The 23,536-nt window shown below is 54.8% G+C and carries 12 protein-coding genes; all 12 read left to right on the top strand.

Annotated features, from left to right (window positions below; all coding sequences use genetic code 11):
- Window positions 1–608: 608 nt before the first annotated feature.
- The 12 genes from NHM04_RS01045 to NHM04_RS01100 all read left to right on the top strand — a co-directional run bounded on the left by NHM04_RS01045 (window position 609) and on the right by NHM04_RS01100 (window position 23,487).
- Window positions 609–4,487, top strand: a complete 3,879-nt coding sequence (locus NHM04_RS01045; RefSeq protein WP_254265206.1) for a carbohydrate-binding protein — start codon at window positions 609–611, stop codon at window positions 4,485–4,487.
- A gap of 298 nt (window positions 4,488–4,785) precedes the next feature.
- On the top strand, window positions 4,786–5,811 hold the full coding sequence (locus tag NHM04_RS01050) for a TRAP transporter substrate-binding protein (RefSeq protein ID WP_254265207.1): 1,026 nt from the start codon (window positions 4,786–4,788) through the stop codon (window positions 5,809–5,811).
- A gap of 49 nt (window positions 5,812–5,860) precedes the next feature.
- On the top strand, window positions 5,861–6,361 hold the full coding sequence (locus NHM04_RS01055) for a TRAP transporter small permease (protein WP_254265208.1): 501 nt from the start codon (window positions 5,861–5,863) through the stop codon (window positions 6,359–6,361).
- Window positions 6,354–7,649, top strand: a complete 1,296-nt coding sequence (locus tag NHM04_RS01060; RefSeq protein WP_254265209.1) for a TRAP transporter large permease — start codon at window positions 6,354–6,356, stop codon at window positions 7,647–7,649. Before NHM04_RS01055 ends, NHM04_RS01060 begins: the two co-directional genes overlap by 8 nt.
- A gap of 100 nt (window positions 7,650–7,749) precedes the next feature.
- Window positions 7,750–9,861 (top strand): beta-galactosidase, encoded by a 2,112-nt coding sequence (locus NHM04_RS01065; RefSeq protein ID WP_254265210.1) that lies wholly within the window; start codon window positions 7,750–7,752, stop codon window positions 9,859–9,861.
- Window positions 9,862–9,914: 53 nt separating this feature from the next.
- Window positions 9,915–11,333, top strand: a complete 1,419-nt coding sequence (locus tag NHM04_RS01070) for a glycoside hydrolase family 28 protein (RefSeq protein ID WP_254265211.1) — start codon at window positions 9,915–9,917, stop codon at window positions 11,331–11,333.
- A 342-nt stretch (window positions 11,334–11,675) separates the two neighbouring features.
- Window positions 11,676–14,381, top strand: coding sequence for a Tat pathway signal sequence domain protein (locus NHM04_RS01075; protein WP_254265212.1), 2,706 nt, complete (start codon window positions 11,676–11,678; stop codon window positions 14,379–14,381).
- A gap of 50 nt (window positions 14,382–14,431) precedes the next feature.
- A complete protein-coding gene (locus NHM04_RS01080; protein WP_254265213.1) occupies window positions 14,432–15,538 on the top strand; it encodes a glycoside hydrolase family 105 protein in 1,107 nt (368 codons plus the stop codon).
- 95 nt (window positions 15,539–15,633) lie between these two features.
- Window positions 15,634–15,948 (top strand): L-rhamnose mutarotase, encoded by a 315-nt coding sequence (rhaM, locus tag NHM04_RS01085; protein WP_254265214.1) that lies wholly within the window; start codon window positions 15,634–15,636, stop codon window positions 15,946–15,948.
- A gap of 9 nt (window positions 15,949–15,957) precedes the next feature.
- A complete protein-coding gene (locus tag NHM04_RS01090; protein ID WP_254265215.1) occupies window positions 15,958–16,740 on the top strand; it encodes a DUF1961 family protein in 783 nt (260 codons plus the stop codon).
- 229 nt (window positions 16,741–16,969) lie between these two features.
- Window positions 16,970–19,678, top strand: a complete 2,709-nt coding sequence (locus tag NHM04_RS01095; protein WP_254265216.1) for a Tat pathway signal sequence domain protein — start codon at window positions 16,970–16,972, stop codon at window positions 19,676–19,678.
- Window positions 19,678–23,487: a glycosyl hydrolase 115 family protein gene (locus NHM04_RS01100; RefSeq protein ID WP_254265217.1), complete on the top strand. Its 3,810-nt coding sequence runs from the start codon at window positions 19,678–19,680 to the stop codon at window positions 23,485–23,487. The genes NHM04_RS01095 and NHM04_RS01100 overlap by 1 nt, the downstream gene beginning before the upstream one ends.
- Window positions 23,488–23,536: the final 49 nt, after the last annotated feature.

Raw genomic sequence — 23,536 nt, forward strand, 5'->3', positions numbered from 1 at the left:
TGAATAGTGACTTTTCTAACAGGGGTCATACTATAACCAAAAAAAATCAAATTCAATAAAATACAGCCAAATATGAACGTGAGGTCACCAGGGTAACGGTGTGTGATGATCGGTAACGATTGGTAACAGCTTTAGAGTTTAAGGAAACAAGGGCTGGTTTGCAGTGTTGCGACAGGTTTGTGTGTTGTTGGTTTGCGCGCACATTCTATTGCTGCAGACGCAGAGCATTAATAGTTGTGCGCTTTAATTCAGGGCTGTGCCCCAGTTGTAGCGGCTTGTGGCGAGGGGGTAGGCAGTTAGGGCTGGCCGCAATAGTGTTGATGGATTTTTAATTCTTGCGGTGCGCGCGCGCCCTAGGAGCGTACTCACAATGCTCGCAGGCTGGATTTACTGAAGAATCTTGGCAAGAGGCGCTAAAAAACACTAGAATCGTGACCAATCCTGATGTAATGTGATTGTTGCTGGTTGATTATTGGCGTAAAAATAACGATAAATGATTAGGTCCGTTGCTATTCAGCATTTATATGAACAACCCGGTTTCATCGCCACATAGTTTTCAGACTTAGCTCTATCACTACTTTCTTAGAATCACTTTCGGAGACAGCATAATGAGAAAAGACGGAAGGTATTTCAAAGGCAAACGTTACACCTCGGCAGCTCGGTTTGTGCCACTGGCACTAACCGCCATGCTCGCCGCCTGTGGTAGTGACGATTACACCCCGGCCGAACCCTATGAGGCTCCTCCTCCGGAGGACGTTGAGCGCGATACCACTGGCAGCTCCAATGTCGAATACTTGGATCGAGGGCTGGTGGTGCTGCCTGCCGAAGATGGCGGCAATGTGCTTAGTTGGCGTTGGTCAGGGCTTGATGAGCAGCGAATTCGCTTTGAAGTTTATAAGAACGATGAGTTTTTCAGAACGGTGCGCCCCGGTGAGCCAACCTTCCTGGAAGATATCAACGGCCAGGCCGGCGATAGCTATCAAGTGGTCGCGACCGTGGATGGCGAAGAAAAAGATTCTTCCGATGTTGTGCAGGTTCAGGAAAAATCCTATCTCAGTATTCCTCTCAATAAACCTGCTAACGGTTTTGTCGACGGGGTTGAATACAGTTATATCGCCAATGACGCGTCTGCAGCCGACCTGACCGGTGACGGTCAGTACGAGCTAATCCTTAAATGGGAGCCGGACAATGCTAAGGATAATTCCCAAGGCGGCAAAACCGGCGACGTATTGATTGATGCCTACACCCTGGAAGGGGAGCTTTTGTGGCGTATCAATCTGGGCCACAATATTCGTGCTGGCGCTCACTACACGCAATTTATCGCTTACGACTTTAACCAGGATGGCCGCGCGGAAGTTGCCATGAAAACCGCCGACGGTACCGTTGACGGGCGCGGCACGGTTATTGGTGATGCCGATGCCGACTATCGCAACGATGGCGGCTATGTGCTGGACGGCCCCGAGTTTTTAACCATGTTCGAAGGTGCAACCGGCGAAGCTTTAAGCACCGTTGATTACATTCCGCCGCGCGGCGACGATATCAACGCAATTTGGGGTGATGATTACGGCAACCGTGTCGACCGCTTTTTGGCGGGCGTTGCGTATTTGGACGGTAAAACTCCAAGCCTGGTAATATCTCGTGGTTACTACACCCGCGCGGTGGTGGCCACCTATAACTTCGATGGCAATAACCTAACTCAGAACTGGGTTTACGATTCGAATAACGATACCGGTGCGAGCCTTGCAGGGCAGGGTGCTCACAGCCTGAGCGTTGCCGATGTTGACAGTGACGGCGCAGATGAAATCATCTTTGGTGCCGCCACCTTGGATAACGACGGCTCTGTGCTTTACAGCACGGGATTAGGTCATGGGGATGCTCTTCATGTGACCGATATTATTCCAGGCAATGATGGCTTGGAAATTTTTATGGTGCACGAAAGTTCAGGAGCATATATCACCGACGAAGGTAACTTTGGTGTCGAAGTGCACGATGCTGCCACCGGCGAAATCTTGATTTCCCAGCCGAGTAATGGCGAGGGTGACGATGTTGGTCGTGGTGTGACTGGCGATATCGACCCGAACTATCCAGGTATGGAAAGCTGGGGTTCTCGCGGTGGTTTGATGGCCGCTGACGGTTCAATTATTTCCGAAAACAAGCCGGCCATGAACTTTATGGTTTGGTGGGACGGCGATCTTAACCGTGAAATGCTGGACGGCACCGAAATTACCAAGTGGAATTCGGAGTCTCTGCTGGTAGAGAAAGAACCTTTGTTTAACGCGGGCACTTTCTCTAACGGGCTGGCCGTTTCGAATAATGGCACCAAGGCCACACCGGCATTATCGGCGGATATTCTGGGGGACTGGCGCGAAGAGGTTGTTCTCGCCAACGAATCCAGCACCCGTTTGATGATCTACTCAAGCAACATTCCGACGGATATTCGTCTGCCGACGCTGATGCATGACCGCCAATATCGAACGGCTATTGCCTGGCAGAACGTGGGTTACAACCAGCCGCCACACCCGAGCTTTTATATGGGGTCGGACATGGAGTTGTATGACCATGTGATCAAGGAGTTGCCCCAATTTAAAACGCAGGCCGTCGCAGGCCAGGCGGCAACTGGGGTTACTGTTCAGGGTAATAACGACAATATTCTGGTCAAAGTTTTCCCAGGGGATGCCGCACTTGGCTCGGCCACTATCTTCCGCGCGACGGTCAATGATCGCTCAGCGGCGACAGAAGTGGGCATGCTGGAAGGTGGTCAAACGTCTTTTGTCGACGAGACAGCCGTTCCGGATGTGACCTATTACTATTGGGTTGAAGCCGATATTGCCGGGCTTGATGGCGCTTACGAGGCGCGTATGACGTCTACGCTTATCCCCCGGGTTGCGGTGGCAAGTATGGATAACTACGTGGATTTAACCTGGGCGACCAGTCTTAACCTGAGCGATGTTTATATTTATCGCGCACCCACCGACGAGGAAGGCATGGTTCCCGAAAAACCAACGTCCTCCTATGCGCAGGTGAATGGTAAGGCGAGAACCTGGAGCGATGCAGGTACCGAAGAAGGGCAAAAATACTATTACTGGGTTGAGCTGGTAACAGCTGCTGGTGATTCCATTGTTGCCGATCCAGTGTTTGGTGAAAATTTGGTTGTGCCTAAAACCAACCTCAATGCGACCTATGAAAACGGCGTTCTGAATGTTTGTTGGAACCTTGAGAATGTCGAGCCGGGCGCTACCTACAATGAACTCTACCGCAATGATCAGAATCAGGCGGGTGGTCGCACGCGGATTTATCCGATTAGCGATCCAGCTGTGATCTATGACGGTTGCTTTGAGGACGTAGGGCCTGAAGGTGGTTTCCCTGAGGGGCAAGGTTACTGGTATATGTTCAAGCAGGTGGGTAACACGGAAATTGTCGGTCCGTTTGGTAACGGCCTTGCGAGCAATGTAACCAACCTGTCTGCTGAGCTGGATCCTTTGCTAGGCACCATTAACGTAACCTGGAACCTTTGGAATTTTGGTCAGGATATCGTCAATGTTGATCTGTATCGCAATACCAGCGCCTCGATGAGTGGCCGAACTCTGGTGCGTGAAGATGTGCGCGCTCGTGACGGTCGTTTGCGTGACACAGGTGGTAATGACGGCTTTGTTGAAGGGGAAACCTATTGGTACTCCTTTGAAGTACTGCTGGCCGACAACACCGTGATCAATACCGACCCGGAAGGCGAAGTGCTGTTTGAATTGCCCGCGCCTGAAACAAATCTGATTACTCGTCTGGAAGACGGCGGTATTCGTATCGACTGGAATCTCGAGAACTTCCAGGGCGAAATGAGTCAGATCGAGCTGCTGCGCAATACTGAAGCGTCGGACCAAGGTGCTATGGTGGTTGCCTCTGAAGAGCTTGAGCCGCGCGGCGTTTACGCCGAGTACGACGGCCTGGTAGAAGGGCAGACTTACTGGTACATGATGCGCGTTACTATGGCGAACGGCGATATTATTACCGGCGAAGCTCTGGGCGAAATTGTGTACGAAGCTAATCCGACTACCACGAGCGTAACCATTAACGAAAATGAAGATGGTTATTGCGAGATTTCAAATGGTGCGATTGAGAGCAACTGGGCAGGCTTTGAAGGTGATGGTTTCTCCAACACGGATAATGCTGAAGGGGAATTTATTTCCTATAAAGTCAATATCCAGGAGGCTGGCACTTATCGCTTCTTGCTTCGCTATGCGAATGGTGCCGGAGATAACCGTTTCGCTCTTGTCGATATCAACAGCCAGATCGGTGCAGCGACAATCGATATGGAAAGCACCAGTGGTTGGGATGTTTGGATGGAAACCCACGTTGACGTCGAGCTCGAGCCGGGTGAGACGGACATCAAACTGCGCGCCGGCTCCGGTGGTGGTTTGGGTAACGTCGACTATCTGTTTATCGATGCCTTGACCACAGACAGTGCGCCACAACGGATTGCTTGCGCACCCTAAGTACCGGGTTAGTTTAAATAAAACCCGTTAGTAAAAGGCCAGGCGCAAGCCTGGCCTTTTTTATGGGGGATTGAGGATTAGTTTTTTGCTGTCGATTTCCCACGTTATCCGGGTGACGTTTTGTCCGTCCGGCATTTAGTCGCATTTCCAATAAAGCACGCCTTTTTATATTTCAATTGAACATTTCGTGGGTTACAATTGCCTGGTTATGATTGCAAATGACGTAACGTGATAAATAATAAGTAATGATGCCGAGTCACTTATAGGTGATCACAGGCTAAATGGTAGGAGAATAATAATGAGGGCTAACCCAAAGCAGCCCCATGCTCTAAAAGTGTTTTGCTCATGCGCCGCCATCGCGGCGACAGTGGCATTCATTGTTTACTTTGCGGTGGCCTCAAGCTCCAGCCGGGGCACGACACTTTTTGTCGCTTACGCTCAGAACAGTCAGCCTGTGATTGACGCTTTGCAGCTGCTGGGTGAGCGGGTTGAGCAGAAGACTGACGGCGCCGTGAAGGTCAAATTTTTTCCCGACAGTCAGCTGGGCGGTGAACGCGAATTAGTCGAGCTGTTGCAGGTGGGTGCGGTGGATATCACCAAAGTATCTGCCGGTCTTATGGAAAGTTTTTCGCCAGTTTACGGCGTCTTTTCCATGCCATTTCTTTTTGATAATACCGAGCATTTCTATCGCGTTATGGATAGCGCCGAAATTATGGCGCCGATTTATGCGTCGACGCAGCACAATGGTTTTGTGGGCATGGGTTATTACGATTCCGGTTCGCGCAGCGTTTACGTAAAGGATAGGCCTGTGCGTTCGGTGGAGGATTTAGCAGGCCGCAAACTGCGGGTTATGCAAAGTGAAGCGGCGATTGAAATGATGCGTCTGTTGGGCGCGACCCCGGTGGCGATGGGGCAGGCGGAAGTCTACACCGCCATGCAGCAGGGCATTTTGGACGGCGCCGAGAATAACGAGTTTGCGCTGACGATTGCACGGCACGCGGAAATTGCCAAGCACTACACTTACACCATGCACACCCGTATCCCCGATGTGGTGTTGATCAGCAACAAAACCTTGGAAAAGTTAACCGATGATCAGGTGGCCGCCGTTTACGAGGCCATGGAAGAATCCATCGAATTTCAAAAGCAGGCCTGGAGTGAATCGATTGAAGCGACTCGCCAACTTGCGGTCGATGAATTCGGGGTGACTTTTTATGAGGTTGATTTAAAGCCCTTCGTTGAAGCGGTGCAGCCCATTTACGAGGGGCTGAAACCTTACCCCGAACAGTACGAGCTTTACCGCGATGTTCGGGCATTGGGCGATTGAGTGCTGACTCGGATCGGTGCAATTATCTGGGAGTGGATCGGAGTAATCTATGATTAATCGCGTTCGCAAGACGCTGGACCGAATTATTGTGGCGGTGTGCAGCATCTGGTTGCTGGCCATGGTCGCCATGACCTGCTGGCAAATTATCAGTCGTTATTTACTGGGGGTTCCCAGTACTTACTCTGAAGAGTTTCTGCGTTTTTCTCTGGTGTGGGTGTCCATGCTGACAATTGCCTACGTGGTGGGCTTGCGCAAACACGTCAGGTTTACCTTGTTTTCCGATAAGGCCTCGGAGAAGGCGCAACGTTACTGGCAAATCTTGATTGAGCTGGCGTTTTTAGCCTTTGCTGTTTTTATCCTTGTGCAAGGCGGCTATCACGCCAGCAGCATCACCATGAACCAGATTTCCCCCTCCTTGGGCCTGCCCATGGGCTATGTCTATTTGGCTTTGCCCATCGCCGGGGCCGTGTTAGCGCTGTACAGCCTGCTCAATTGTATTCAGTTGTTTACCGGTGAGATGGATCCCGACGAGGAGGCTAACAATGCTTGATGCCGCTTTTGTTTTAATAGCGTCTTTCGCTTTGTTGCTGGTGTTGGGCATTCCCATTGGTATTTGTATCGCCGTGTCATCGGTGATCACTATTGCCTTGGTGTTACCTTTGGAAATCGCCCTGTTTACCACGGCGCAAAAAATATTTTCGAGTCTGGATAGCTTTTCCCTGTTGGCGGTTCCGTTTTTTATTTTATCCGGCGTGATGATGAACACCGGTGGTATCGCAATTCGCTTGGTGAATTTTGCCAAGCTTTTTAGTGGGCAGATTCCGGGCTCGCTCTCCCATACCAATATTGCTGGCAATATGATGTTTGGTGCGATATCCGGTTCGGCCATTGCGGCCTCTACCTCTATCGGTGGCGTGATGGTGCCCATGAGCAAAAAAGAGGGTTACAAAAACTCTTTTGCGGCGGCGGTCAATATCGCTTCGGCGCCTACGGGCATGCTTATTCCTCCCACCACGGCATTTATTTTGTATGCGCTCGCCAGCGGCGGCACTTCAATTGCGGCGCTGTTTGCCGGCGGTTTGATTGCCGGTGTGCTCTGGGGTGGTGGATGCATGCTGGTGACTTATTTTATTGCGCGGCGCCGGGGTTATCGCTCGGAGCGACTGGTGGAAAAAGGCACGGCGCTTCGGGTGACTCTTGAGGCCCTGCCGAGCTTACTGCTGATTATTGTAGTCGTGGTGGGCATTATCGCGGGCGTGTTTACCGCGATTGAAGCCTCGGCAGTGGCTGTGGTTTACACCGCCTTTCTTACCATGGTGGTGTATCGCTCGGTATCCATGGCGGGCTTGCGCGATGTGCTGGCGCAAACGCTGGTGATGTCCGGCATTATTATGTTCCTTTTGGGCACCTCGTCGGTAATGTCTTTTGCCATGGCCATTACCGGTCTGCCGGAATTGATCAGCGGCATGATTCTCGGCCTGTCGGATAATCCCATTATTGTGTTGTTGGTGATAACGCTTTTCCTGTTGTTGATCGGCACCTTTATGGACATTGGCCCGGCTATTTTAATTTTCACCCCAATCCTTTTGCCCATTGCCTTAAAGATTGGTGTAGACCCGGTGCACTTCGGCATTTTGATGGTTTACAACCTGTGCATAGGCACGATTACTCCGCCGGTGGGCAGTGGCTTGTACGTGGGCGCCAGTGTCGCCAATGAAAAAGTGGAAAAAATATTACCGTCTCTGATGCCGTTTTATGGCGTGATCATCTTGGTTTTGCTGCTGATCGCTTTAGTGCCTGAGGTGACTTTGTTTTTACCAAGAATCTTGGAGTTGTAGTCCCCGGTTTTGTCCGCACGGGCCCTTGGATCAGGACGTTACCATCACAAAAAATAATCAGTGGGAGTAGAAGAACATGCAGCTATCGAGACGAAGCGCTATGAAACTGATGGCCTCGGCGACGGGAATGGCGGCATCCGCCCCTTATGTTTACGCCGGCAGTAAGTCGACGCGCGGCGCTCAGCCTGCGACCCCATACCAGATGAATCGTTTGGTGCACGGCGTTTGCTATTACCCGGAGCTGTGGCCAAAAGAAGATGTTGACCGCGACATCGTCGAGATGAAAAAGTTGGGCATTAACCTGATTCGCATCGGGGAGTTCGCCTGGTCAAGCATGGAGCCGCAAGAGGGAAAAATTTCCACTCGTTTTTTTCGCGACGTGATGGATAAGTTCCATGACGCCGGTATCTCAGTGGTGTTCTGTACGCCCACGCCCACGCCGCCGCGCTGGTTGACTTACGGCCACCCGGATCGCTTGTTTGTTAACGCCGATGGCGAGCGCTTGATTCACGGCGCGCGCCAACATGTGAGCTACGAACACCCCGCCGTGCGCGAAGCCAGTTTCCGAATTATTAAGGCCATTGCGCAGGACTTGGGAGATCATCCGGCGCTGGTGGGGTGGCAAATTGATAACGAACTCAAATGTCATGTGGCGGAAGATTTTAGTCCCGCGGCTGTGGCTTCTTGGCATCGCTGGTTGAAAGAGCGCTTTGGCACCATTGAGCGACTGAACAAAGAGTGGGGCACCCACATTTGGAGCACCTACTACAATTCGTTTGAGCAGGTGCCTGCGCCTTTCAAAACGCCGTTTTTGCACAATGCTTCCCTAAGTACCGCGTATCGAATGTTTAACCGGGAGCGTATCGCTGAGTTCTCGGATCAGCAGTGCGAGATTATTCGCCAGTACTCTAAGGCGCCGATTACCCACAATACCAATCCGGCGTTCTCGGTGAATCACGAGCGTTTGTTTGAAAATTTGGACTTTGCCTCCTACGACGCTTACCCCTCCAGCGAACAGTGGGATGCGCTGGTGTTTCGCAGCGATATGTATCGCGCCGCTAAACCGGGGCGCCCCTTTTGGCTGATGGAAACCAGCGTCGCGCATAACGGCTGGTTGGGAAATCACAGCCCGATGCATCCCGAAGGTTTTCTCGCGGCCGAGGCCTCGCTGGTGTATGCCATGGGCGGCGAGGGGTTTTGTTACTGGCTCTGGCGTCAGCAGCGTACCGGGGCCGAAATTCCCCACAGCGCGGTGCTCAGCAGTTGGTATAAGCCGTCTATTGGTTACTCCCAGGTTGAAAAAGTTGAGCAGATGCGACAAAAGCTGGAGCCGCTGCTGGTAAACAGCCAACCGCTGGTGCCGGAAATTGCCGTCACCTGGTCCGACCACGCCCGGGCGATGATTGAAACCGAGCCCATGGATAAAGACGAAAATTTCCCCGATAAGTATCAGGGTGTGGTGCAACTGTGGCACAAAAAAGTCTTCGAGCTGGGGTACCACCGTGAAGTCCGGTTTGAAGGTGCCGCCCTTGATGGATTGAAGTTTTTGATCACCCCGGCCATGCCCTATGTCAGTGAAGAGTTTCTGCAGCGGGTAATTGAATTTGTCAAAGCCGGTGGGATCTGGCTGGCCGGGCCGGGCACGGGTATGCGTGGCCGCGAGCACAGTATTCCCACCGATTCCGGTCTGGGGCTGCTGGATGATGTGGCCGGTGTGAGCGCCGAGTATGTTTTCCCGCTGACCGGTACTGGCATACAGGGTAAGGCCGGCGGCAAGACGCTGGATTTCACCGGTTGGTGCGCGGCGCTAAAGGCGGACCACGCCGACACCCGAGTGCTGGGCACTTTGGAAACCGAGCTGGCGCCGGGCACGGCGTTTCTCACCGAGCGCCGACTGGGTAAGGGCAAGGTCGTACTGCTGTCTGCTCACCCCACTGGCGAGACCGGCGAGCAATTTTTGCGTGAGCTGATTCAGCGCTACGCCCGCGAGCTGCAATTGCGCCCGCCGTTTGAGGTGAGCGCCGGCACGGTGGTGGCGCCGCGAGTGGATCAACAGGGGCGCCGTTTGTGGATCGCCGTCAACATGGATGGCCAGGGTGGTCGCTTGGACCTGCCCAGCGGCGCCCGCGATGCTTCCAGTGGCGAGGCTTTGCAGGGCTCAAGCGTTACTGTTGCCCCCTATGGGTGGAAGGCAGTTGTGCTGCCGTCGTAAACCCTGATCTTGCGGCCCCAGGGGCCGCCTGCCCACAGCACGAGGTATATGCCATGAGCGATAAGCCCCTTCCCCCCGTTGCCGTTAATCGCCGCGCTTTTTTGCACGGCGCCCTGTCAATGGCTGCGCTGGCCGGTTGCACGTCGACCGCCCTGGTGAAAAAACAAGCCATGCCCATGGAGGAGGTTAACGTGTCGGCACCATTTGCCATGCCGACCCTGCGGATTCCCGACTTCTCCGGCCGTCCGTCCTACCGTATTACCGACTTCGGTGCCAGGCCGGATGACAAGGTGGCCAATGGTAAAGCCATTCACCGCACCATCGCGCTGGCCTCCGAAAACGGCGGCGGCACGGTGGTTATTCCTCGGGGCGAGTGGCTGACCGGTAAAATCCACCTGCAAAGTCACGTTAATCTGCACTTGGAAGAGGGCGCTGTTCTGCTGTTTTCTGAGGACCCGGCCGATTACCTGCCAGCGGTAAAGACTACTTGGGAGGGAATGGAGTGCTATAACTACTCGCCCCTTATTTATGCCTATGGTTGCGACAATATTGCCATTACCGGCAAGGGCATGCTCAAGGCCCGGCTGGATGTGTGGGAGGTGTGGTACGGCCGTCCCAAGCCGCACATGGATGCTCTGGCCGAGCTGTACCATATGGCCGCCAAGAGCGTACCGGTGCAAGAGCGTCAAATGGCGTATGAGGGGGCCAACCTGCGTCCTCATTTTGTGCAGTTTAACCGCTGCCGTCATGTTCTGGTGGAGGGCATCTCGATAGAGAATTCCCCCTTTTGGGTGCTGCACCCGTTTCTCAGTAAGGATGTTGTGATTCGCGGTGTGAGTGTGCACGCCCACGGTCACAATAACGACGGCGTAGACCCGGAAATGACGCAAAATATGCTGATTGAGAATTGCACCTTTGATCAGGGGGATGACGCCATCGCGGTTAAGTCGGGGCGCAACCAGGACGCCTGGCGACTCAACCGACCCGCCAAAAATATCGTTATGCGCCACTGCCGAATCAAGCAGGCGCATCAGCTGCTGGCCGTGGGCAGCGAGCTGTCTGGGGGCGTTGAAAATATCCTGGTCGAGCACTGCCAGTTTGACGACGGCACCGAGTACGCCGGTACCGGCAACCTGGTATTTATCAAAACCAACGAGCGTCGCGGTGGTTTTGTGCGCAATATTACCGTGCGGGACGTGACCGCCGTTGCCCTGGAGGGTGGGGCGCTCAGTATTGCCACGGATGTGCTCTATCAGTGGCGGGATTTGGTGCCCACCTACGAGCGCCGCCTGACGCCCATCGAGGGAATCACCCTGGAGAATATTCGCATTGAGCAAGCGCGCTACCTGTGCAAGATAAATGGCCAGCAAGCCCTGCCGGTAAAAGACGTCACCCTGAATAACGTTCGCGCCGACCAGTTGAAGGAAGCGGCCATTCAAAACACCCATGTGGTTCACTTTCAGCGCCGCTAACAGGACCGGTGTTTAGCGGCCTTAATCGGCCTCTCTCGTGATGCTTTTTAGCGGGGGCGGGCCGTGGAAGGCTTCAGGCACATTTTCTCCTCCCGTCAGCGGTTTTGCGCCCCAATTCGGCTCAGCGGTGTGTTTATTCACGGGGCCGGGAGGCTGCTCGATGGCGCCGGCACGGGTGGTGTGGGGTAGCTCTTTTGGTGATTGATAACAGTCTTAAATCAATCATATAAAAACAAAACAAATCAATAGTTGTCATTATGTGTCGAACATGCTAGTTTTTATCGGTAAATTACAGCCTTGTCGCTGTCTGATAACGATAAAACCGTGCGGGAATGATGCTGGATGAATCGACGTGAATTTCTCAAAAAGGGGGGCGTGGCCGCTTCTCTTCCCCTTGCGCTCCCGGCGCTCAACAGTGGTTGTGCGAGCAGCTCACCGGCGCAGGCCACCCAGGCGCGCCAGTCCGGGCACCTGAGCTGGCTAGAGGGCAAAGAGCCGGCGGTTAAGGCCGGTACAACCTGGGGGCACCCCTGGCCGCAGGGGGCTCTCACGCGCGAGCAGCCTTTGAGTTTGGTTAACGCATCAGGGGATAAGGTGCCCCTGCAGAGCTGGCCAACCGCCTATTGGCCCGATGGCAGCATCAAGTGGACCGCGCACGCGGTTCCGGCGGGAATCTCACTCGGAGATCAGTTTCAGGTAAAAAAGGAGCGTGGGCCCGCCCCGAATCTGCCGGTTCGAGTGACCACCTCCGCTGACTCAATCACGGTGGATACCGGTGTGGTGACAATTTCTGTCCCCACCAGCGGCGAGCATCTTATCAGCACTCTGTCACGCGACGGCCGCACGATAAGTAAAAACGCACGTCTGGTGGGATTGGTACAGGACCAAGTTGAGCCGGACGCCGTCGCCCAGGTCTTTGCGTTTCAATCCCAAACCCAGTCGGTTTCGGTCGAGCAAGAGGGGCCGGTGCGCGCGGTGGTTAAAATTGAGGGCGTTCACCAAATTGACAAGGGTAAGCAGTGGCTACCCTTCACCCTGCGCCTTTACTTATACAGTGGCGCCGAGTCGGTGCGAATCAGCCACAGCTTTGTGTTTGATGGCGATGACCAAAAAGATTTTATTCGCGGTCTGGGGTTGCGCTTTGATGTCGTGCAGCGCGATGAACTCTACGATCGTCATGTGCGTTTTGTGGGCGAAAATGACGGCCTGTGGGCCGAATCGCCCCAGGGTATTACCGGCCTGCGCCGCGACCCGGGCAAAGCTGTGCGCGACGCCCAGATTGCGGGCCGTAAAACGCCGCCTTTAAGCGAGTGGCCAAGCGATGTCAGCAGCAGATTGAAATGGGTTCCGGTCTGGAACGACTTCACCCTATCCCAGCTTAGCGCCAATGGCTTTGCGATTAAAAAGCGCACCAAAGCCGGCCACGCCTGGATCAATGCCGACCAGGGCCAGCGCGCGGCGGGCACCGCCTATGTAGGTGGCGCCTCCGGGGGTGTGTTGTTCGGTATGCGCGACTTCTGGCAATTGCACCCGGTACAAATTGATATTCGCAATGCAGGGCAGGAAGAAGCCGAAGCCACCTTATGGTTTTGGTCGCCCGAGGCGCCGCCCATGGACGTGCGTTTTTATCACGACGGCCTGGGGCAGGAAACCTACGAGCAGCAATTGGATGCGCTGCGCATTACCTATGAGGATTACGAGCCGGGTTTTGGTACGGCCTACGGCGTAGCGCGCACCACGGATTTTGTCCTGTGTGTGATGGGCGCTACACCCTCGCGCACCACCAGCGTCAACTGGGCCCGCGAAATTAACACCCCCGGGCAGGTGATGGCGGCGCCCGAAGATATTCTTAAAACCGGCGTGTTTGGCGGCCTGTGGAGTCTGCCAGATCGTTCCTCGCCGAAGAAAAAACAGATTGAAGATCGTCTCGCCTGGCAGGTGGATTACTACCGCCAGCAAGTGGATCAGCGCCACTGGTATGGCTTTTGGGATTACGGCGATGTCATGCACACCTACGATGTTGACCGCCACGTGTGGCGTTACGACATTGGCGGCTACGCTTGGGATAACTCCGAGCTCTCGCCGGATTTGTGGCTGTGGTATTCCTTTTTGCGCAGTGGCGATGCCGCAACTTTCCGCCTGGCCGAAGCCATGACCCGCCATAACCGGGATGTGGATATTTACCACCTGGGCCGTTTTAAAGGCCTGGGCACCCGTCACAATGTGCAGCACTGGGGTTGCAGTGCCAAACAGCTGCGCATCAGTACGGCGGCCTATCGCCGTTTTCATTATTATCTCACCGGTGACGATCGCACCGGCGATGTACTCAACGAAGTGATTGACGCTGGCGAAGCACTGACCCGCGTCGACCCCACCCGTAAGCTTGCCAACCGCGAGCCGGTGCCGGGGCCCGAGCGGATGCAAGTGGGCACCGACTGGGGGTCGGTGGCGTCAAACTGGCTGACGGCCTGGGAGCGCACCGGCGATGACCAGTACCGCCAACGACTGATCGGGGCCATGCGCACTATTGGCGGCAATGCCGATGGTTTTTTTGCTGGCACCTACGGGTTCGATCCAACCACCAAAAAGTTGTTTGCACCGGCGGATGGCGAGGCCCAGGTATCGCACCTAAGTGCGGTATTTGGCCTGGTAGAGATTAATGCCGAGCTAATTCAGCTGCTGGATGTACCCGAGTACAAAGCCGCCTGGCTGCGCTATTGTCGCTTGTACAATGCCAGCGATAAGGAAAAGATCGCCGCAGTGGGCAAAGCCTTTGGCACTCATTTGGAAGCCCCGCACTCGCGCCTGACGGCCTACGCCGCCGCGCAGAATAAAGATTCGGCTCTGGCCAAGCGCGCCTGGAAAGAGTTCCGCCTGCCGCAGGAATTCGCCCTGCAGTGGACGGGTGATCATCAGGCCATTCTCGATGTAAAAGGCCCACAGGTGCTCAACCCGGTAGTCGAGGCTCCCTGGTTGTCCACCAATGACAGCTCCCAGTGGGGCTTGGCCGCAATTCAAAATTTAGCGTTGATTGGTAATGCGTTGTAAACGCCGGACCGGTTTTTAACTCATTTAATACTCTAGAGGTTGTAACAAGTATGCCTACGGTTGCTCATAACATTGAATACACCAGCGTCCGCAACAGCATTGATAAGCTGATCGATAATCTGGTTAACATTAAAGACGAAACCGGCGAGTTTTTGCTTAAGCTGGAAGACGGCCGGGTAATTGATACCAAAGGCTGGGCCGGGTGGGAGTGGACCCACGGCATCGGCTTGTATGGCTTGATGAAATACTGGGACATCACCGGTGATGATAAGCCCCGACAAATTATTGAAGACTGGTTTAGTGATCGTTTTAAAGAAGGCACCACCACCAAAAACGTAAACACTTATTCGCCTTTTCTGACGCTGGCTTATATGTATGAGCGTGACGGCGACCGTTCCTACTTGCCTTATCTGGATGTGTGGTCAGAGTGGGTGATGCGCGATATGCCCCGCACCGCCGAAAATGGTCTGCAGCATATTGTCTACAACTCAGAGAACTACCAGCAGATCTGGGACGACACCCTGATGATGAGCGTTATGCCGCTCGCCAAAATCGGCTTGGTGCTGGATCGCCCGCACTATGTGGAAGAAGCCAAACGTCAGTTTATGCTCCACATTAAATATTTGTCCGATCGCAAAACCGGCTTGTGGTTTCACGGCTGGACCTTCGATGGCAACCACAACTTCGCCGATGCATTGTGGGCGCGCGGTAATAGCTGGGTCACCATCGCCATTCCCGAGTTTATCGAGCTGTTGGATTTACCCGAAACCGATGGCTTGCGTATGTTCCTGGAGGAAACGTTGGAAGCGCAGGTTAAAGCGCTGCAACAAACTCAACATGCCGATGGCCTGTGGCACACACTGCTGGATGACCCCGACTCATACCTGGAAGCCTCGGCCGCTGCCGGTTTTGCCTACGGTATTCTCAAAGGTATTCGCAAAGGTTACCTGGATAAAAAATACGAAGAAGTAGGCATTAAGGCGGTTAAAGCGGTGCTGGATAACATCAGCGCCGATGGCGAGTTGCAACAGGTTTCTTTCGGCACCCCGGTATTCGACGACCTGCAGGGATACCGGGATATTCCGCTAACCTCCATGCCCTATGGTCAGTCCATGGCAATTCTGCTGCTGGTGGAATACATGAACTACTACATCTAATTGCTGTTTACCCCGCCTTATTTTTTTAAAAGTAGGGCGGGGCTGCTTTATCAAATTCACAAAACCGCCAAGTCCATCCATTCGGAGTGTGAGTAATGGAAAAGATTGCGTTTGTTATGCAGCTTAAGCCCGGGTTCGAACAGGAATACCAAAAACGTCACGAAGAAATCTGGCCAGAGCTTGAGAAAGAACTTCGGGATGCCGGGGTGTCGGACTACTCCATTTTTCTGCACCCAGAAACCCTGCAGTTATTTGGCGTGCTTAAGCGCGAAGATAATCACACCATGGATGATCTGCCACAGACTCAGATTATGCAGAAATGGTGGCGGCATATGGCGGACATTATGGACACCCACGCCGACAACAGCCCGGTCACCACGCCTTTAAATAAAGTGTTTCATTTGGAGTAGTGCATGGGTGTGAGTCATAAAACCTTTGCCGCGCCCCAAGGGCTGTGTTTGCTAATACTCGCCTTAAGCTTGCTTTGGGTTGCGGGCTGCGCAACCGTACCCCCGCAACAGGTGCAAACGGATACTCTACCCGAGCCTGGCCCCTTGCTTTACCGCGCGGACTTTGCCAGTGCCGAATCGGTTTCTGACTGGGTAATGGAAGGCCCGGGTGAAGTTTATTTCGATCAGGGCTGGATGACGATGCTGTCCCCGGACGAGCAAGGTCATCACGTTTTTTGGTGCCCACAAGAGTTTCCCGATAATTTTATTGCCACCTGGGATGCGCAAAACCTGTATCTGGAAGCGGGCCTGGTGATTGTATTTTTTGCCGCTTCTGGCGTGAATGGTGAAGATATATTTTCCCCGGACCTGGCTCTCAGAGATGGCACCTTCACCCAATACACCGAGGGTGATATAAAAAGTTACCACATATCTTACTACGCCAATGCCGCGCACAACCCAAGCCGCGGCCACGCCAATTTACGCAAGAACAATACCTTTAGCTTGCTGCAAAAAGGCGAGCTTGGTATTCCCACAGAATCCACGCGCCCTCACGAGATCACCCTGGTAAAGGAGGGCAGTCGTATCCGCCTCTATGTGGATGAACGCAAGGTGATTGATTACACCGATGATACGCCGATGGTGGATGGTGTTGACACCGGCCCGTCACTGGCAGGGGGAAAGATGGGATTTCGGCAAATGAAGTGGACGCAGTTTCGCTACCGAAATTTTCGCGTTTACGCCTTGCCGTAACCATTGGCCGAAACCATCGACCGTAAACACCGACCCAAACATGCAAGCCCCGCAATTAATTGTCCGTGCCAGAGACGTGATAGGGGAAATCCATAATAAGAGGCGACAGCTCGCGTTTGCTCAGTGAATTTTACTCGCTGTTATAAAACACACTATTAGCCCGACAAGTTGAATGCCCAGGCGACAGACTTGAAAAATAATAACCACGACTTTTAGGAAGGCCATAACCATGAGATTTTGCAGAACCTTTGCCGCGTTGACGAGCCTGTTGTTGGCGGTAGCCTTGAGCGCCGAGGCGCAAGCTAAACCCGCGGTTAAACTGCATTGGCTGAAACCCGATGCCGCCCGCGCCAGCGTGGGCACCACTTGGGGCGCGCCCTGGCCCCAAGGCGCGGTTCAAGCGCAGAGCGAATTCACGCTTAGCGCTGAGTCCGGATCTTTGCCCGTGCAAAGTTGGCCGCTGGCCTACTGGCCCGATGGTTCTGTGAAATGGAGCGGTCACGCCATAGCGCCGCTGGCAGTGAACACCGACTCGCTGACCCTTGCGCCCGGTAATGGCCTTCAGCCCGAGCAGGCATTAACGGTGCGCGAGGACAAAAACAGTATTCGCGTGGACACCGGGGCTATTCAAGCGGTGCTCTCTAAATCTGGCACACAGCTGATTGAATCGATCAGTCGTCAAGGTCGGGAAACACTACACAATGGCCGCTTGGTTATTCTGGCGCAGAATCAGGCTGAGCCGAAAGTGGGCGAGCCTCTTACCGTCAATGCGTTTAACGGTCAGCTGAACACGGTCACCCTGGAGCAAGACGGGCCCCTACGGGCGGTGGTCAAACTCGAAGGCAAGCACGTCGGTGAGAACGGCCGAGCCTGGATTCCGTTTGTGGTGCGCCTGTACTTTTACGCCGGAGACGATTCGGTGCGGCTGGTGCATAGCATGATCTACGACGGCGACCAGAACCAGGATTTTATTCGTGGGGTGGGTGTCCGGTTTAATGTGCCTATGGACGGTCCGCTGCACGACCGGCATGTGCGTTTCTCGGGCGAGAGTGACGGGCTGTTTGCCGAAGGTGTGCGCGGCATTACCGGTTTGCGTCGCGATCCGGGTGAAGCGGTACGCCGGGCACAAATCGATGGACGGGCGACACCGCCGCTTAACCAGTGGGCCAAAAGTGTCTCTGACCGAATCAATGTTATTCCCGCCTTTGGCGATTACACATTGACTCAATTAAGCGCCGACGCGTTTTCAATTCGCAAGCGCACCCAGCCCGGCTTGGCCTGGGTAGACTCCGCCGCCGGCGGACGTTCGAGCGGGCTGGGTTATATTGGCAGCCCCGAGGGTGGGGTAGCCTTTGGTATTCGCGATTTCTGGCAGAGCCATCCGTCGCAATTGGATATTCGCAATGCGGCAACCGATAGCGCCCAGGTCACCCTGTGGTTTTGGTCTCCCGAATCTCGCGCTATGGACATGCGTTTTTATCACGACGGTATGGGGCTGGATACCCACGAGAAACAGCTGGATGCTATGGGTGTGACCTACGAAGATTACGAGCCGGGTTTTGCCGATGCCACCGGCGTGGCCCGCACCAGCGAGTTGCGGCTTTGGGCACTGCCCGCTACTCCCGATAGGGACACCACCGTGCAAATGGCGCGTACCCTGGCCGAGCCTCCGCAAATGGTAGCCCGCCCGAAAGATTATAAAGCGGCCGGCGTTTTTGGCGCGGCCCTATGGAGCTTGCCGGATCGCTCCACCCCGGCCCAAGCCGCCATTGAAGATCAGCTGGATTTTTATCTGGATCATTACCTGACTCAGGTCGAAGAGCACCACTGGTACGGCTTTTGGGATTATGGCGACGTGATGCACAGTTATGATCACGACCGCCACACCTGGCGCTATGACGTAGGCGGTTTTGCCTGGGCCAACTCCGAGCTTTCGCCGGACATTTGGCTTTGGTATTCCTTCTTGCGCACCGGTCGCGCCGATGTGTTTACCATGGCCGAAGCCATGACCCGCCACACCGGTGAAGTGGATGTATACCACCTGGGGCGTTTCGAGGGGCTGGGCTCGCGCCACAATGTTAATCACTGGGGCGACAGCGCCAAACAGTTGCGTATTAGCACCCCCGCTAATCGTCGCTTTTATTATTATCTGACCGCCGATGAACGGGTGGGGGATTTAATGCGCGCAACTCTGGGGGCCGAGCGACGACTGCTGGACGTGCCGCCGCTGCGTAAACTCAACCGCCCCCAACCGGATTTTGCCGGCAAACCCTACAGCATGATGATGGGGCTGGGCACCGACTGGAACTCGGTGGCGGCCGCCTGGCTGACCGAGTGGGAACGCACGGGGGAGCCCGAGTATAAGGACAAGCTTTTGCGCGCGATGCGCAGCATCGGCGAATTTAAACAGGGTTTGCTTTCATCGGGTACCGCTTACGATCCCGACACAAGTCGTTTTTACCGAGTGGGTGAGGGGGTGTCCGGCTCCCATCTGGCAATGGTGTTCGGCGGTGTAGAGATTAATGCCGAGTTGATTCAGTTGCTGGATGTGCCCGAATACGAGGCGGCGTTTATTCAGTATGGGCGCTTTTTTAATGCCTCTCGAGAAGAGAAAGCCGAGATTATCGGCCAGCCCTATAACCGCAATCTTAATCTGGAGCAGGCGCATTCCCGCATGACCGCATACTCTGCCTGGAAGCTGGACGATAAAGCATTGGCGGAGCGGGCTTGGGACGAGTTTTTTGAGGCTAAGGCGGGCATAAAAGTGTACGGCGCGCCTTATCCGTCGAAAACCATTACTCCGCCTGCGGTGTTGGCTCCGGTCACCGAAGCGCGCGGGGTGTCTACCAATGCCGTCTCGCAATTTGGATTAACGGCCATTCAGATTATGGCGTTGATTGGTGAGCAGGCGCCTGAAAATATTCCGGAGCGTGACTGATGCGATATTTTTTATTCCTGTTTTTGCTGCTCGCACTGACGGCCCAGGCCGATGATATTCGACCTCTTACAGCGCCGCCTGCTGACCATTCTTCAGCGACGGCATTCACACTCGTCAGTGGCAATCGGGCAGCGCCCATAGTCGTCGCTGAGAATGCAGCCAAGGTGATACAAATTGCCGTGCGCGATTTTGCTGCCGATGTCGAGCGTGTGACCGGCGTGCGGCCGGATATTCTCAACACGCCGCCTCGCAATACGCCTTTTGTTCAGGTGGGGCTCGCCGACGACTTACAAAATCGCTGGGAGGCGTTTCGGCTTTCGGCCGACTCGACAGTCTTGGCTGTTGAAGGCGCCGACCCGCGCGGGGTGGCTTTTGGTGTGTACGAGCTATCGCAGCGTATTGGCGTCTCGCCCTGGTATTGGTGGGCCGATGTGCCGGTTGAGCGGCGCGAGCATTTATATCTGAGCCTCGGGCGCGAAGCGGTGGATGCGCCTGCGGTAAAGTATCGCGGTATTTTTATTAACGACGAATGCTGGGGGCTGGGCGCCTGGGCCGAAAAAACCTTTGAGCCGGACGTGGGCACCCTGGGGCCGAAAACCTATGCGCGTGTTTTCGAGCTTATGTTGCGCCTGCGCGCCAATGCCATCTGGCCCGGCATGCACCCCTGTACCACGCCTTTTCATCAGGTAGAGGGCAATAGTGAGCTAGCCGATGACTACGCGATTGTGGTCGGCTCCAGCCACGCGGAACCCATGCTGCGCAATAACGTGGGCGAGTGGGATAAACCCAAAGACCAATACAACTTTTTGACTCACCGCGACACGGTGATGACTTACTGGGAGCAGCGGGTTAAAGAGCGCCGCTCCGGCGAAAGCCTGTGGACCCTAGGCATGCGTGGCATTCACGACAGCGGTATTGTCGGACCCGAATCCCAGCAAGAGCGCATCGCTGTGTTGGAGGAGCTTTTTGCTGCACAGCGCAATTTACTCGCTGAACATTTGGGCGATGGCGATGCTACCCAAGCGGCACAAATTTTTGTGCCCTACAAAGAAGTGCTTAAGGATTATAACGCGGGGCTCAAGGTACCCGAGGATGTAACCATTGTCTGGCCGGATGATAATTTCGGCTATGTGCGTCGCTACGCGACACCACAAGAGCGAGCGCGCTCCGGTGGGCTCGGGGTTTATTATCACCTGTCGTATTTGGGCTCGCCGCTTTCCTGGCTTTGGTTTGATTCGCAATCGGTGTCGCTGGTGTGGTCGGAAATGGTTCGCGCCTACGAGCAGGGCGCCCGTTCTTTTTGGGTGGGTAATGTGGGCGATTTAAAAGCCCATGAGTTAAGCACGGAGTTTTTTCTCGACCTCGCCTGGAACGCTGATCGAACTTCGCCCGAGGCGCCCATGCAGTTTTTGCAGGATATGGCCGCGCGGGATTTTGGCGCCGAGCATGGGAAGGCTATCGCCGACATCTGGAAACGTCATCAGCACTTGGCGTTTGCGCGCAAGCCGGAGCACCTGCAGTGGCATCTTTCTTTGCAAGACTATCACCCCACCGAGTTGACCGACGCGGAAATCGAACAGCGCTTGCAGGCCTATCAAAAGCTGGAGTCGGATACCGCGCAGATCGCAAGTTCAATTGCCCCAGCCGCACGGGATGCGTTCTATCAGCTGGTGGAATACCCGGTGCGTGCAGCGGCGGCCGCTAACCAGCGTTATTTTTTGGCAGAGCTTGCCAGGCGACAAAAAGCCCGTGGCGCACCCGCCGCTCCGGCGACCTTTGCAGCGGCTGAGCAGGCCGCAAAGCGTATAGAATCCTTAACCCGTAGGTACAACCGCGAGCTTGCCGCTGGCAAGTGGCAACATATTCTCACCAATGGTGGCGTCTCTCCCAAGGATTGGCTGCGTTTCCAACCCGAGCCTCTTCCGCCTTTGGGCGCGCAACAAAAGACGGTCAAAGAGTCGCTTAAACCTGCGATCAACAGTCGCGACTTGTCCACCGCGCAAATACCCTCCGATGCCCGAGTGGGAGACTTTTTTGAGTTCGAAGGGGTAGTGTCCATCAATGCCGGGCATTTCACCGCGCGCGAGGACAATGCCGAAGGCGGCTGGCGTTCGGTGGAAGGCCTGGGGCGCACAGGTTCAGCGGTGACGCTATTGCCATCGACTCTTACCGTTAACCCGGATGCCGCTCCGAAGCTTAGCTATCGCTTTTATGTGGCAAGCGGCGGCGAGGCCCAAGCGCATGTTCGCTTGTTGCCAACCCATCCGATTGTGCCCGGCAAGGGGTTGCGTTTGGCTCTGGCGTTGGATGATAACCAGCCGCTTGCGGTTAACGTAACCGAGGGCTTTGATACCTACAGTCAAGAGTGGAAAGAGCAGGTCTTAGCCAATGCCGCTCACGCGACTGTGCAGCTTCCCCAGGCGCTTGAACCTGGCTGGCATACCCTGCATTTAGTGGGCGTGGATGCCGGGGTTGTGGTGGATAAATTTGTGATTGATTTCGGCGGGTTAAAACCTTCCTACGATGGCCCGCCGGAAACCCGTGTTTTGCAAACCACGGCTTTAGAGTCCGACGCGAAAGTCTATCGGTTTGATTTTGGTTCCACTGCAGCGGAAGGCTATACAACGCTTGGCTCGCAAACACGATACTCACCTGAGCGCGGCTACGGATGGGTGGGCGTCAATACTCCCGATTGCGACGAGGGGGACGCTTGTGTCTCGGATAAACCTTTTACGCTGGCGGTGGATGTGCCGGAAGGCAATTATCAGGTGAAAGCTATTTTGGGTGCGGACCGTGCAGCCCAAACAACGATAAAAGCCGAATCCCGTCGTTTGCTGCTACGCTCTGTTGCAACGGCTGCAGGAGAGCAGACCGAGGCAAGTTTCACCGTAAACAGGCGCAGCCCCCAGCTCGAAAGCGGAGGGCGCGTAAGCCTTAACGCGCGCGAGACCGGCCCACAGATGATTGCGCACTGGGATAAGTATTTGACGCTCGAGTTTCTCGGCAGCCCCGCCGCCGTGAAAGCCCTTGAGATTACGCCGGTGCCAGAGACAACCACGGTGTTTATTGCCGGGGATTCCACGGTTACCGATCAGCGCAAAGAGCCCTGGGCCGGTTGGGGACAGATACTGCCGGCCTTTTTTGACGCGAACGTGGCCATCGCCAATCACGCCGAATCGGGGCGGGCGCTGTTTAGTTTTGAAGCGGAGCACAGGTTGGAAAAAGTACTGGGGGCCATGAAACCCGGAGACTATCTATTTATTCAGTTCGGTCACAATGATCAGAAAGATAAAACCGAGGGCGCCGGTCCGTTCACGACTTATAAGCAGGATTTACGTGAATACATTGCGGCGGTGCGCGCTAAGGGCGGTATTGTCGTATTGGTTACGCCCATGGAGCGTCGGCGTTGGAAAGATAACAAGCCCACAGAAACCCTGACCGATTTCGCCCAGGCGGTACGTCAGGTAGGGCAAGAGCAGGGCGTCGCGGTGATTGATCTACACCGGATGAGTTTGGAGATTTACGCCGCGCTTGGCGAGGCGGACTCTAAAGAAGCGTTTGTTCACTTTCCGGCAAACAGCTTTCCCGGCCAGACAAAACCTATTAAGGACGATACTCACCACAGTGTGTACGGTGCGGATCAGCTGGCGCGTGCGGTGGTTGAAGGTATTCGCAAGCATGTGCCTGCGCTGGCGGTGCATTTGCGCGATGAAGTGCCGCCTTTTGATCCGGCTACACCTGGCTCACCGGATTCTGTTGATGTTCCCCCAAGCCCGGTGTTTACCCTAGAAGCACCCGAAGGAAACTGAGCGACAAGCTGGGAAGTCGCTCAGTATTAAACTGTGGGGCTTTCCCGGG

Origin of the sequence: Gilvimarinus sp. DA14 (genome assembly GCF_024204685.1) — a bacterium.
Lineage (GTDB): Bacteria > Pseudomonadota > Gammaproteobacteria > Pseudomonadales > Cellvibrionaceae > Gilvimarinus.

Coding starts and splice junctions, on each gene's coding strand:
- NHM04_RS01065 (WP_254265210.1), top strand. CDS start 7,750: ATGAAACTGATGGCCTCGGCGACGGGAATGGCGGCATCCGCCCCTTAT.
- NHM04_RS01075 (WP_254265212.1), top strand. CDS start 11,676: ATGAATCGACGTGAATTTCTCAAAAAGGGGGGCGTGGCCGCTTCTCTT.
- NHM04_RS01080 (WP_254265213.1), top strand. CDS start 14,432: ATGCCTACGGTTGCTCATAACATTGAATACACCAGCGTCCGCAACAGC.
- NHM04_RS01060 (WP_254265209.1), top strand. CDS start 6,354: ATGCTTGATGCCGCTTTTGTTTTAATAGCGTCTTTCGCTTTGTTGCTG.
- rhaM (WP_254265214.1), top strand. CDS start 15,634: ATGGAAAAGATTGCGTTTGTTATGCAGCTTAAGCCCGGGTTCGAACAG.
- NHM04_RS01045 (WP_254265206.1), top strand. CDS start 609: ATGAGAAAAGACGGAAGGTATTTCAAAGGCAAACGTTACACCTCGGCA.
- NHM04_RS01055 (WP_254265208.1), top strand. CDS start 5,861: ATGATTAATCGCGTTCGCAAGACGCTGGACCGAATTATTGTGGCGGTG.
- NHM04_RS01070 (WP_254265211.1), top strand. CDS start 9,915: ATGAGCGATAAGCCCCTTCCCCCCGTTGCCGTTAATCGCCGCGCTTTT.
- NHM04_RS01100 (WP_254265217.1), top strand. CDS start 19,678: ATGCGATATTTTTTATTCCTGTTTTTGCTGCTCGCACTGACGGCCCAG.
- NHM04_RS01050 (WP_254265207.1), top strand. CDS start 4,786: ATGAGGGCTAACCCAAAGCAGCCCCATGCTCTAAAAGTGTTTTGCTCA.
- NHM04_RS01095 (WP_254265216.1), top strand. CDS start 16,970: ATGAGATTTTGCAGAACCTTTGCCGCGTTGACGAGCCTGTTGTTGGCG.